The 11,905-nt window shown below is 68.9% G+C and carries 12 protein-coding genes; 8 read left to right on the forward strand and 4 right to left on the reverse strand.

The window, feature by feature from the left end:
- A partial coding sequence (locus CVO76_RS12965; protein ID WP_208739555.1) for a transglycosylase domain-containing protein occupies nucleotides 1-1,705 on the reverse strand: 1,705 nt, incomplete at its 3' end.
- Between the two features lie 35 nt (nucleotides 1,706-1,740).
- On the opposite strand from CVO76_RS12965, the gene CVO76_RS12970 reads away from it, so the two are divergent.
- Genes CVO76_RS12970 through CVO76_RS12980 form a run of 3 tightly spaced genes read left to right on the forward strand, consistent with a single transcriptional unit; the run spans nucleotide 1,741 to nucleotide 3,305 of the window.
- Entirely contained in the window at nucleotides 1,741-1,896 is a 156-nt protein-coding gene (locus tag CVO76_RS12970; protein ID WP_087074509.1) for a DUF4177 domain-containing protein, read from the forward strand.
- A 2-nt stretch (nucleotides 1,897-1,898) separates the two neighbouring features.
- Nucleotides 1,899-2,387: a RidA family protein gene (locus CVO76_RS12975; RefSeq protein WP_244185968.1), complete on the forward strand. Its 489-nt coding sequence runs from the start codon at nucleotides 1,899-1,901 to the stop codon at nucleotides 2,385-2,387.
- Nucleotides 2,388-2,390: 3 nt separating this feature from the next.
- Complete coding sequence (locus CVO76_RS12980) at nucleotides 2,391-3,305, forward strand: NUDIX hydrolase (RefSeq protein ID WP_133081196.1); 915 nt, start codon at nucleotides 2,391-2,393, stop codon at nucleotides 3,303-3,305.
- Between the two features lie 83 nt (nucleotides 3,306-3,388).
- Here CVO76_RS12980 and CVO76_RS12985 read toward each other — a convergent pair whose 3' ends face one another.
- Entirely contained in the window at nucleotides 3,389-4,066 is a 678-nt protein-coding gene (locus tag CVO76_RS12985; protein WP_087028341.1) for a Crp/Fnr family transcriptional regulator, read from the reverse strand.
- A 231-nt stretch (nucleotides 4,067-4,297) separates the two neighbouring features.
- Here CVO76_RS12985 and CVO76_RS12990 point away from each other — a divergent pair, with 231 nt between their 5' ends.
- Entirely contained in the window at nucleotides 4,298-5,509 is a 1,212-nt protein-coding gene (locus CVO76_RS12990; RefSeq protein ID WP_208739557.1) for a MarP family serine protease, read from the forward strand.
- Nucleotides 5,510-5,553: 44 nt separating this feature from the next.
- Nucleotides 5,554-6,294 carry a polysaccharide deacetylase family protein gene (locus CVO76_RS12995; RefSeq protein ID WP_208739558.1) on the forward strand — a complete coding sequence of 247 codons (741 nt, stop codon included), beginning with the start codon at nucleotides 5,554-5,556 and terminating at the stop codon, nucleotides 6,292-6,294.
- A 15-nt stretch (nucleotides 6,295-6,309) separates the two neighbouring features.
- Here CVO76_RS12995 and CVO76_RS13000 read toward each other — a convergent pair whose 3' ends face one another.
- Nucleotides 6,310-7,287: a DUF2332 domain-containing protein gene (locus tag CVO76_RS13000; RefSeq protein ID WP_244185970.1), complete on the reverse strand. Its 978-nt coding sequence runs from the start codon at nucleotides 7,285-7,287 to the stop codon at nucleotides 6,310-6,312.
- 239 nt (nucleotides 7,288-7,526) lie between these two features.
- Here CVO76_RS13000 and CVO76_RS13005 point away from each other — a divergent pair, with 239 nt between their 5' ends.
- From CVO76_RS13005 to CVO76_RS13015, 3 genes are all read left to right on the forward strand, one after another.
- Nucleotides 7,527-9,221 (forward strand): ABC transporter substrate-binding protein, encoded by a 1,695-nt coding sequence (locus tag CVO76_RS13005; RefSeq protein WP_133081192.1) that lies wholly within the window; start codon nucleotides 7,527-7,529, stop codon nucleotides 9,219-9,221.
- Nucleotides 9,222-9,321: 100 nt separating this feature from the next.
- The gene (locus CVO76_RS13010) at nucleotides 9,322-10,326 is read left to right on the forward strand and encodes an ABC transporter permease (protein WP_133081191.1); all 1,005 of its coding nucleotides are present in this window, start codon (nucleotides 9,322-9,324) and stop codon (nucleotides 10,324-10,326) included.
- On the forward strand, nucleotides 10,323-11,264 hold the full coding sequence (locus tag CVO76_RS13015) for an ABC transporter permease (RefSeq protein WP_133081190.1): 942 nt from the start codon (nucleotides 10,323-10,325) through the stop codon (nucleotides 11,262-11,264). Before CVO76_RS13010 ends, CVO76_RS13015 begins: the two co-directional genes overlap by 4 nt.
- A gap of 85 nt (nucleotides 11,265-11,349) precedes the next feature.
- Here CVO76_RS13015 and CVO76_RS13020 read toward each other — a convergent pair.
- Nucleotides 11,350-11,905, reverse strand: a 556-nt coding sequence (locus CVO76_RS13020; protein WP_244185972.1) for a DUF5996 family protein, incomplete at its 5' end; no start/stop codon positions are given.

The following is an 11,905-nucleotide window of genomic DNA, read 5'->3' on the forward strand; positions in this document are numbered from 1 at the left end:
AGACCACGCCTTCGTTGGCGAAGCCGGAGTAGGCCTTGGCCATGGACATGGGCGCGGCCTCACCGCCACCACCGATGAGCGAGGACGGCCCGAAGCCGAACGGGACCTCCTCGCCCTCGGAGCTCTTCGCCTGGTGCACGCCGAGGTCGTAGCCGATGTCCCGGATGCGGCACAGGTCCAGCTGCTTGGCGCTCGCCATGGTGATGGTGTTCAGCGACTGGGCGAGACCGTCCAGCACGGTGGTGAACCGGTAGTTGATGTCGCCGTAGTTCTGCGGCGTGTAGCCGTCCTCCTCCTGGATGAGGAACTCCCCGCCCTGCGCGCAGCTCGCCTTCCACTTGTCGAACTGGCGGTAGGTCTTCTTGGTGCCGTCGAGGACCTGGTTGAGGCTCTTGCCGTTCTCGACCCAGGCCGCGACCGTGAAGGGCTTGTAGGTCGAACCGGGCTGGAAGCCGCCGCCGCCGCCCAGGCTCTTGCTCGGGTCCCCGCCGTCGAACTGGTCGACGTTGAAGTTGAGCACCGTGTTGCCCTGGGCCGCCTCGGGGTTGTACCGGGTGTTCTGCGCCATCGACAGGATGTTGCCGGTCTTCGGATCCAGGCTCAGCATGGTGTGCCCCACCTTGCCGTCCGTGGTGTCGGGGTTCGCGGTCTCGGTCACGGCGGTCTGCGCGGCGTTCTGCACGCGGGGGTCCAGCGTGGTCTTGATGGTCAGGCCCGAGCGGTACAGGACCTTCCGGCGGGCATCCTCCGTGTCGCCGTAGGCGGGATCATTGAGGATCAGGTGCGTGACGTAGTCGCAGAAGTACGGAGCCTGCGCTGCGCCGACGCATCCGCTGAGGGTCGGGGAGATGGCGAGGCCGAGGTCCGTGGCGATGGCCGCGTCGTGTTCCTCCTGCGTGATCTTCCCGCGGGTGAGCATGGCGTCGATGACGAGGTTCCGGCGCTGCAGCGCACCCTCGGGGTTGGACTCGGGGCTGTACGCGCTCGGACCGTTGACGAGGCCGGCCAGCATCGCACTCTGCTGGATGTTGAGGTCCTTGGCATCCACGTTGAAGAAGTACCGCGACGCCGCCTGCACGCCGTACGTGGTGCCGCTGAACGGCACGATGTTGAGGTAGCCCTCGAGGATCTCGTCCTTGCTGAGCTCCTTCTCGACGGCGATGGCGAGCTTCATCTCGCGCAGCTTGTCGCCCACGGTCTTCCCGCCACCGCTCAGCGTGATGGCTCCACCGTTCTGGCGGGCGGTGTCGATCAGGACGTTGTTGACGAACTGCTGCGTGATGGTCGACGCGCCACGGGAGGTGCCGTTCGAGACGTTGCTGGCGATCGCACCCAGGATGCCCTCGAGGTCGACGCCGCCGTGCTCGTAGTACCGGTAGTCCTCGATCGCGACCAGCGCGTCCTGCATGGTCGGCGAGACCTGGTCGAGCGTGACCGGCTGGCGGTTCTCCTCGTACAGGGTCGCGATCAGGGACCCGTCGGAGGCCACGATCTTCGTCGGCTGGGCGAGCGCCTCGCGCTCGAGCTCGGCCGGCAGTTCCTCGAAGAACTGGATGGACGCGGAAGCCCCCGTTCCTGCGGCAGCGGCCACGGGCACCAGGAGGCCCGCGGCGAGCACACCGGCGAGCGCACTGATCCCGAGGAATGCAATGATCTTGCCGAGGGTGGTTGCCGTGTCGAACAGGGGTGATTTGCGCGCAGCCATTATTCCAGTTTACAAGCACGCGCTAGGCTTTCCTCATGAAGAAATGGGAGTACTCTACGATTCCGCTCATCATCCACGCAACGAAGCAGATCCTCGACCAGTGGGGCGATGACGGATGGGAGCTCGTGCAGGTGGTTCCCGGACCCGACGGAAACGGTCTCGTGGCGTACCTCAAGAGGGAGAAGAGCTAGCAGTGTCCGCTGGAAATACCGCGGTTTCGGCGGTGGAGGCGCGCCTGGCGGACCTCGGGATCGCCCTTCCCGACGTGGTCCCGCCCGTGGCCACCTACGTCCCCGCCGTCGTCACGGGCAGCCATGTGTACACCTCCGGTCAGCTGCCCTTTATTGGGGGCAAACTCACAGCTTCGGGCAAGGTCGGTGCTGCTGACGGCGTCGACGCGGAGACCGCGGCCTCCCTCGCCGCCACCTGCGCGGTCAACGCCCTGGCCGCCATCAAGAGCCAGATCGGCGACCTGGACCGCATCACGCGGATCGTCAAGGTCGTGGGATTCGTGGCGTCCGATCCGTCCTTCACCGGCCAGTCCGGCGTCATCAACGGCGCCTCGGAGCTGCTCGGAGCAGTCCTCGGAGACGCAGGCGTCCACGCCCGGTCCGCCGTCGGCGTGGCCGTCCTCCCTCTCGACTCGCCCGTCGAGGTCGAGGTCATCGCGGAGTTCGTCTAGGCCGTGGACCGTCTCAGCACCCGGCTCTTCCCCGTCCATCCGGACCAGCGCACCGCGGCGGAGAGCTGGATCGAGCACGGGGAGCGCACGCCCCTGAAGGCCCGGCCGGCGTCGTCGGTGGTCCTCCTGCGCGACAGCGCGATCGGTACGGAGACCTACCTCTCCTATCGTCGCGGGCAGTCGCCCCTGGGCGTCATCGGGTTCCCGGGCGGGAGCATCGAGGAGTCCGACGACGACGACCTCCCGTGGTTCGGCCCTCCACCCTCGATGTGGGCGAAGACCCTCGGCGTCGACGACCACCGGATGGCCCGCCGGCACGTGCTGTGCGCCATCCGTGAACTGTTCGAGGAGACCGGGGTGCTGCTCGCCGGACCCGATGCCTCGTCGCTGGTGGAGGGTACGCAGGCCAAGGAGTGGATGAAGGCGCGCGAGGCGATCAACGAGGGTGAGTGCCGCTTCTCGGAGATCCTCACCCGACGGGGACTGGGCGTGCGCACCGACCTCATCAAGCCGCTCTCGCACTGGCTGACTCCGGACTTCGCGCACCGTCGCTTCGACACCCACTACTTCGCGGCGGCCCAGCCGGTGAACCAGGAGCCGAGCATCCTCGCGAGCAAAGGCGTCTGGGGCCAGTGGCGCTGGGCCGCGCAGGAGGTCGCGGACCGCGACACCACGAGGCTCGGCGACGAGGTGGGCCAGCCCAACACGGTGAACCGCACGCTCAGTGAACTAGCGGTGCCCGCGGTGGAGATCATCCTCGAGAAGATCGGTTCCTCCCGCGGCTGCATCGCCTACTTGTCGCACAAGCGCCCGGTGAAGATCTACCACCCGCAGCTCGCCGAACACGACGGCGACCTCATGCTGCAGGTCGAGTGCCCGAAGCTCAGCGAGGGCGGGTCCGTCCAGCGCGGGCGCTGACCGCCCGTCCGATGTACGACGAAGGCACCTGCCCGTGGGCAGGTGCCTTCGTCGTGCGGAGCCTTTTCCGTGCGGAGAGGGGATCAGCGGCTGCGCTGGCGCAGGCGCTGGATGTCCAGGATGACGACGGCGCGCGCCTCGAGGCGGAGCCAACCGCGCTGGACGAACTCCGCCAGGGCCTTGTTGACGGTCTCGCGCGACGCCCCGACGAGCTGTGCCAGTTCCTCCTGCGTGAGTTCGTGCGCGACGAGGATGCCGTCGGTCGCCGGGCGGCCGAAGCGGTCCGCGAGGTCGAGCAGGGCCTTGGCCACACGACCGGGGACGTCGGAGAACACGAGGTCCGCGAGCGATTCGTTGGTGCGGCGGAGGCGGCGCGCAAGGGCCTGCAGGAGCTGGGCCGAGACCTCGGGACGGGTCTCGAGCAGCGTACGGAGGTTCTCGTTCTTCAGGCCGGCGAGGCGCGTCTCAGAGACGGCCGTGGCCGTCGCGGTGCGCGGGCTCGGATCGAAGAGGGCCATCTCGCCGAACAGCTCGCCCGGACCGAGGATCGCGAGGAGGTTCTCCCGGCCGTCCTGGGCGGTGCGGCCGAGCTTGATCTTGCCGGAGACGATGAAGTACAGCTGGTCGCCCTGGTCGCCCTCGCGGAACACCGACGAACCGCGGGGGAGGTCCACCTCGATCAGCTCGTCCGTGAGTGCGGCGAAGACGTCGTCCCCCAGCGAAGCGAAGAGGGGCGCCCTGCGCAGTACCTCGATATCCATTGATTCTCCTGATGCGTCTCTTGTACGTCGTCCATGCGGCGGTCCGCGCTGTCCTCCGCCCTCCATCTTGCCGTACCGAAGCGGATGTGACGACTGATACACGCTCCGGTGACCCGTATTCCGGCTGGAGCACCCCCGTTCCCACGGTCCTCCCATGCTGCGCCGCTAGAATCGCTCGGAGCGTCGTGAGGAACGTAGCCCTCCGTCCACCATAGCCAGGGGAGAATATACGTGCCGGACTTCAGCCTCGCCGGGTTCACCCTCCTCGACGTCGTCCTGGTGCTGGTCCTCCTCGGTTACCTGGTGACGGGGCTCCGGAACGGGTTCCTCGTCACGCTCGGCGGCATCGCCGGATTCGTCGCAGGCGCGGTGGCCGCCTTCTTCGCAGTGCCCCTCGTCAGCGCCTGGGTGCCGGACAACCCCTGGCGCCTGATCGCGGTCATCGCCACCGTGATCGTCCTCATCATCGTGGGCCAGGCCGTCGGCTCCGCGCTCGGCGCCTCGATCCGCCGCTGGTCCGACTTCCCGCCGCTGCGGATCGTCGACCGCCTCCTCGGGGGCGTCGTGAACGTGGTCGTCGCCGCACTGGTCCTGTCGATGCTGGCCTTCAGCGTCGGGACGCTCGGCGTCCCGTTCCTGTCCCAGCAGCTGGCGTCCTCCCAGGTGATCCGCGGCATCGACACGGCGACGCCGGGGCCGGTGCGCTCGTGGCTGGCGCAGCTGCGGACCATCGCGGTCGACGACGGGATCCCCACCATCCTGGAGAGCGTCGGGCCCGTGACCCCGGCGGATGTGCCCGATGCGTCCGTCGATACTCCCGAGCTCGCTGCAGCGGCCGATTCGGTGGTCCGGATCACCGGTACGGCCTTCCAGTGCGGCCAGAACCAGACCGGATCGGGTTTCGTCGTCGCGCCCGACCGGGTGGTCACGAACGCGCATGTCGTCGCCGGGGTGGACGAGCCCGTCGTCGAGGTCCCGGGCGCGGGAGCGCTGCCCGGTCGGGTGGTGCAGCTCGACACGGCCCGCGACATCGCCGTGATCGCCGTCGACGGCCTCGACGCCGCCGCGCTGCCGCTCGGCGACGACCTGGCCAACGGGACGACGGCGGCCTTCGCGGGCTACCCGGCGGGTGGCCCGTACCGGATCCAGCCCGCGAGCATCCAGGGACTCACCCCCGTCCTGGTGAACGACATCTACGGCGCGAATCCCCGGCCCCTGCAGGTGTACAGCCTCGCCGCGAACGTCCAGCAGGGGAACTCGGGAGGTCCGCTGCTCGACCTGCAGGGCCGGGTCACCGGCGTGGTCTTCGCGAAGTCCACCGCCGACGCGCCCGTCGGCTATGCGCTCTCGCTCGCGGAACTGCGTCCCATCGTCGAGAGCGCCGAGGGACTGCAGGACGCCGTCTCCGCAGGACAGTGCACGAGGGCCGACCAGGCCCGCTGATACGCTGACAGCCACACGTCGCTCTTCGACCAGGGGGAACCGGTATGGCCAGCGAACGGGGTGCCCGCACCGGGCCGGCGCGCACGAAGACCCCACCGGTGTTCATGTACCACTCCATCAGCCCGTCGGACCAGCCGGATCCGTACCGGCTGCGGGTGCACCCGGACCGGCTGGACCGGCACCTGCGGTTGCTGCGGCGGTCGGGCCTGCGGGGAGTGTCCCTGTCGGAGCTGCTGAGGGCGGCGGACCGGGGGGAGGCGCGCGGCCTCGTCGGGCTCACCTTCGACGACGGCTACACCGACTACCTGGAGCACGCCCTCCCGATCCTCCAGCGGCACGGGATGACCAGCACCCTCTATGCGGTGGCCGGTCGCCTCGGTGGCGGCAACGAGTGGGACGACGGCCCGCGGCTCGGCCTGATGGATGCCGACCGGCTGCGCACCGTCGCCGCCGCCGGCCAGGAGGTCGGCAGCCACACCATGACCCACCCCCACCTGCCCGGGGCCGATGCGGAGTCCCTGGCCGCGGAGATCGGCGGCAGCAGGACGGTCCTGCAGGACATCCTGCAGGCCGACGTCGTGAGTTTCTGCTATCCCTACGGCGAGTTCGACGACGCCGCCGCGGATGCCGTCCGTGCCGCCGGCTACGACCACGGCTGCGTGATCGGCGACTACGACCCGGGTGACCGGTTCACCCTGCCGCGCTGCTACGTCAGCCCTCGTGACACGGGCGCGCATCTGGTGGCACGCATGGCGCGGCACGCGGTGCGCCTGCGCCTGCGCTGACGACGTCCCTCCGGGCTACAGCCACTCGATGGACTGCCCGTGCGGTCCGGTGCGCGCGATCGTGACGCCGTTGTGCTGCAGCACGAACCGTCCGTCCTCCTCACCGGGCGCCTTCTCCATCGCGTCGGGCACACCGGCGAGTGTGCCGTAGCCCTCGTGCGACAGCCAGTGCACCGGACGCTCCCGGTCCGCGGTGAGCCGTATCATCGTGTCCCGGAAGCGGTCCCGCCCCTCCCGGTCGAGGTAGGCGAGCACGGCGCTGTGGAACACGACGACGACGGCGTCCGCCGGTGCACGGGCGACGAGCGGCAGGACCTGCTCGTTCAGGTCGCCGCGGATGAGCAGCGGCGGTTCCGCCCGGACGACGCCGAGGGCCGCGCGGAGGCGTTCGGCACGGAAGCGGTGCTCCGGCCAGACGAGTGCCTCGAGCCAGCGGACGTCGTCGTCGTCCCCCGCATCGAGCGGATTCAGGTCGATCCCCGCCCGCCAGACGACCTCGGGCAGCGACGACGGCACGGGCACGGGGCCCGCCACCGTGCAGTCCAGCGGCGGTACCGGGGACCCGCCGGGCGGCTGCAGGGAGGGCCCGGGGGAGTAGGAGTAGGCGTAGCGGTCGGGGTACAGGCAGGCTCCGGCGGAGGCGCCGACCTCGACCAGAGCGAGCGGCCTGCCCTCGTCGGCGCTGATCGCCGCCAGGGACGGCAGCAGGACAGCGCACCTGCCGGCCTCGTTGGTCTGGGTGGCACGCGTCTCCATCACGGAGCGGATGGCGTCCCAGGAATCGAGCACGAAGGACCGGAAGGCGGCGTAGTCCCCGAGCGGGACGCCGACGAATCGCGCTGCTCCGAGGAACAGGACGGGCTGGCGGCGTGCCGGAGGGAGCGTGTCCAGCAGGGCGAGGAGTTCGCCGTCGCCGCTGACGCCCATGCACCACGCGTCGTACAGCGGCGAGTAGCCCCGCGTCTCGACCTCCGCGAAGCTGCGATAACGCACGGATGTTGCAGTATCTGTTCCAGCCATCGGTCCTCCGGTTTCAGGCACGTTTCGCGCGGGTATCGCCGGCCCGGTCCGTCGCACGCGATGCCAAATCGTAACCACCGATGCTCCCGAAATGCCGCCGGCGGCCCCGCCGGAAGTTAGGCTCGTCACACGGATCAGCGCGTTCGCCGCTGTGGTCCCCATGGATACCGGTCACATCCGGTAGGAATCACTCGTTCACCAGGGAGCAACACATGTCCAACCGAGGCACATCCGTGCGCGGCGCAGGTTTCGCGAGGAAACGCGCTGCGCTCACCGCAGGATTCTCCATCGCCGCACTCCTCCTGACCGGCTGCGTCCAGAGCCAGCGCGAGGAGAACACCGGCACCGAGGGCGAGGCCGCCGTCGACTCCACCTTCGTCTTCGCCGCGTCCTCCGATCCCAAGTCGCTCGATCCCGCCTTCGCCAGCGATGGCGAGTCCTTCCGCGTCAGCCGCCAGATCTTCGAGGGCCTGGTCGGCGTCGAGCCGGGCACCGCCGACCCCGCTCCGCTGCTCGCCGAATCCTGGGAGACGGCCGAGGACGGCCTGTCCACGGTGTTCCAGCTCAAGGAAGGCGTCACCTTCCACGACGGCACGCCCTTCAACGCGGAAGCCGTGTGCTTCAACTTCGACCGCTGGTACAACTGGACCGGCATCCAGCAGGCCGAGACGACGTCGTACTACTACGGTTCCCTGTTCCGCGGGTTCGCGGACAGCCCCGAGAACGCCGTCTACGAGTCCTGCGAGGCCAACGGGGACAATGAAGTCACCGTCAACCTGGCCAAGCCGTTCGCCGGATTCATCGCCGCGCTGTCGCTGCCGGCCTTCGCCATGCAGAGCCCGACCGCTCTCGAGGAGTTCACCGCCGACGAGATCGGCGGCACCGCGGAGGCTCCCTCGCTGAGCGAGTACGCCCTCGGCCACCCCGTGGGAACCGGGCCGTTCAAGTTCGACTCCTGGGACGTCGGACAGCAGCTCGAACTCTCGATCTTCGACGACTACTGGGGCGAGAAGGGCCAGATCACCAAGACGATCTTCCGCATCATCGACGACCCCCAGGCACGCCGCCAGGCACTCGAGGCCGGTGACATCGACGGCTACGACCTCGTGGCTCCCGCCGACACGCAGTCGCTCAAGGACGCCGGCTACAACATCACGCCGCGCGATCCGTTCACCATCCTCTACCTGGGCATGAACCAGGCCGTCCCCGAGCTGAAGGATCCGAAGGTCCGCGAGGCCATCGCCCACGCGATCGACAAGGATGCCCTCGTCTCGCAGACGCTGCCCGAGGGAACGAAGGTCGCCACCCAGTTCATCCCCGAGGTCGTCGACGGCTACAACGAGGACGTCACGACGTACGACTACGATCCCGAGCGTGCGAAGGAACTCCTGGCCGAGGCCGGCTTCCCCGACGGCTTCGACGTCACCTTCAACTACCCGACGAATGTCTCCCGCCCGTACATGCCCACGCCCGAGCAGGTCTTCACCAACCTGCAGGCACAGCTGAGCGAGGTCGGCATCACGGTCAACCCGGCGCCCGCCGCCTGGTCGCCCGACTACCTGAATCAGGTCCAGGGCACCCCGGACCACGGCCTGCACCTGCTGGGGTGGACCGGCGACTACAACGACACCGACAACTTCATCGGCGTCTTCTTCGGCCAGGAGAAGCTGGAATTCGGCTTCGACAACCCCGAGCTGTTCGCGGCCCTCGACGAAGCCCGTGGCACCAGCGACCGCGACCAGCAGACGGAGATGTACAAGGAGATCAACGAGCAGATCGCCGAGTTCAACCCGGCCATCCCGCTCGCCCACCCCGCTCCCTCGCTGGCCTTCGCGCCCCGCGTCACCTCCTACCCGGCGAGCCCCGTCAATGACGAGGTCTTCACCGACATCGAGCTGAGCGAGTAGCAGCAGTACCCGTGTGGAGCCGGTCCCGGTGTCGGGGCCGGCTCCACACTGCTGTACTACCCCTGTCCGGCTGAAGCCGGTCCACCCGGAAGGATCCTGAGTGTTACGCGTCATCGGTAAGCGGCTAGCCCTGCTCGTACCCACCCTGTTCGGACTGTCCATCCTCCTGTTCCTGTGGGTACGCAGCCTCCCCGGCGGTCCGGCCACCGCCCTGCTCGGCGAGAAGGCGACGCCCGAGGCCATCGCCCGCGTCAACGAGCTGTACGGCTTCGACCGCCCCCTGCTCACCCAGTACCTCACTTACATGGGCAGGCTGCTCCGGGGCGACTTCGGCGTCTCCATCAACACCGGGCGCCCGGTGCTCGAGGAGTTCGCCACCCGCTTCCCCGCGACGCTCGAACTCACCGTCATCGCACTCATCTTCGCGATCGGCGTCGGTGTCCCGCTCGGCTACCTGGCCGCGCGGTACTACGGCCGGTTCCTCGACCACAGCTCCGTGGTCCTGAGCCTCATCGGCATCACCGTGCCCGTCTTCTTCCTGGCCTTCATCCTCAAGTACCTGTTCGCCATCCAGTGGTCCCTGCTGCCGCCCGACGGCCGGCAGGACCCGCGCATCGACGCGACGCACTACACACAGTTCTACGTGCTCGACGGACTGCTCACGGGCGAGTACGACGCCGCGTGGGACGCGTTCCTGCACCTCATCCTGCCGGGGCTGGCCCTCGGGACCATCCCGCTGGCGATCATCGTTCGCATCACGCGCGCCTCGGTCCTCGAGGTGCAGAACGCGGACTACGTCCGCACGGCCCGCGCCAAGGGCCTGATGGAACGCACCATCCGCGGCAGCTTCATCCTGCGGAACGCCATGCTCCCCGTCGTGACGACCATCGGCCTGCAGTTGGGCCTGCTCATCTCGGGGGCGGTCCTGACGGAGACGGTCTTCGCCTTCAACGGCATCGGCCGGTTCCTGCGCGACGCGATCTTCGGCCTGGACTACCCCGTGCTTCAGGGCTTCATCATCTTCATCGCGATCCTGTACGCACTGATCAACCTGATCGTCGACCTGTCCTACTCCGTCATCGACCCGAGGGTGCGTGTGCAATGAGTACCATCCTGCCTCCCGCCGCCGGCGGTTCAGCGGCCCCGAACGATCCCGCCATCGACACCGGCCGGGGCACCGGCCTGTGGAAGGACGCCTTCCTCCGCCTGCGCAGGAACCCGCAGGCGATCGTCGGTGCCGTCATCATCGGCCTCTTCCTGCTCGTGGCCGTCCTCGCGCCCATCCTGGCGCCGTACGGCGGCGACGAGCTGCCGGGTCGCACCTCCATCACGCCCACCACCATCCCCGGTCCCGGTGAGATCGACGGCTTCCCGCTGGGCCTCGACCGGTTCGGCGGGGACGTGCTCAGCAAGCTCATCTGGGGCGCCCAGGCGTCACTGCTGATCGGTGTCGTCTCGACGGCGCTCGGCCTGGCGGGCGGCATGCTGCTCGGCGTCCTGGCCGGCGGGCTCGGTGGCTGGGTGGACAACGTCATCATGCGCTTCGTGGACATCCTGCTGTCCGTCCCCAACCTGCTGCTCGCCGTCAGCATCGCCGCGGTGCTCGGCCAGAGTTCCTACGCCATCATGATCGCGATCGGCGTCTCGCAGATCCCGATCTTCGCGAGGCTTCTGCGGTCCTCCATGCTGTCGCAGCGGGGCGCGGACTACATCCTGGCGGCCCAGACCCTCGGGCTCAGCCGCCGGACCATCACCATGAGCCACCTCCTGCCGAACAGCATGGGACCGGTGATCGTGCAGGCGACGCTCACGCTCGCGACGGCCGTGATCGACGCGGCGGCGCTGTCGTTCCTGGGCCTCGGTGGCGGCCTGCCCCAGGCCGCCGAGTGGGGGCGCATGCTCACCTACGCCCAGGCGGAACTCGCGGTAGCTCCGCAGCTCGCCTTCCTGCCCGGTGCATGCATCGCCATCACGGCACTGGGCTTCACCCTTCTGGGGGAATCGCTGCGCGAGGCCCTCGATCCGAAGACCCGGAGGAAGTAGCGACCGCTTCCCGGTGCAGCAGCGGCCACCACCCCTCGGGGCGGTGGCCGCTGCCGGTTCCGGGGCAGGCGGGCCAAAGGCCCTCCTAGCGGGCGTGCCGGTCCAGTCGGTGCGGGTCGATGAGCAGGTCGGGGTCCCACCCACCTGCGGCCGCCGCGGCCCGGTAGGTGGCCCGCAGGAACCGCAGCAGCGTGGCATCCGGGTCCTCGCTGGTGCGCACGGCCTCGTAGGGCAGCAGGAACTGGCGGAACTCGGTGCTGTAGTAGGCGCCGTCGACGTCGATGACGGCATCGCGGTACCCCTCGGGCTCGGGGTAGGCATAGGAGTAGAAGGCGCCCTCCTCGCCGCCGCCGGGCCAGAACCCGCAGCTGGAGAGCTCGTGCGAGTAGCCCTCCTGCATGACCCAGTCGGCGCAGTTCGGCGCACCGCCCGGATGGATGGGGGCAGGACGTCCGGTGAAGCGCGTGCAGGCAAGGTCCATGGCACCCCAGAAGAAGTGCACGGGGCTCACCTTGCCGAGGAACTCGGCGCGGAAGCGCGTGAGGACCCGTTCCGCCTGGATGAGCTGCCGCCAGAACGCGTTCACCGCCGCTGCGTCGTAGGACGCGTGGTGGTGGTCCTCGGCGAAGGGTACGGCGGGA

This window comes from Arthrobacter agilis, from assembly GCF_002953615.1.
In the GTDB taxonomy this organism is placed as follows: Bacteria; Actinomycetota; Actinomycetes; order Actinomycetales; family Micrococcaceae; genus Arthrobacter_D; species Arthrobacter_D agilis_B.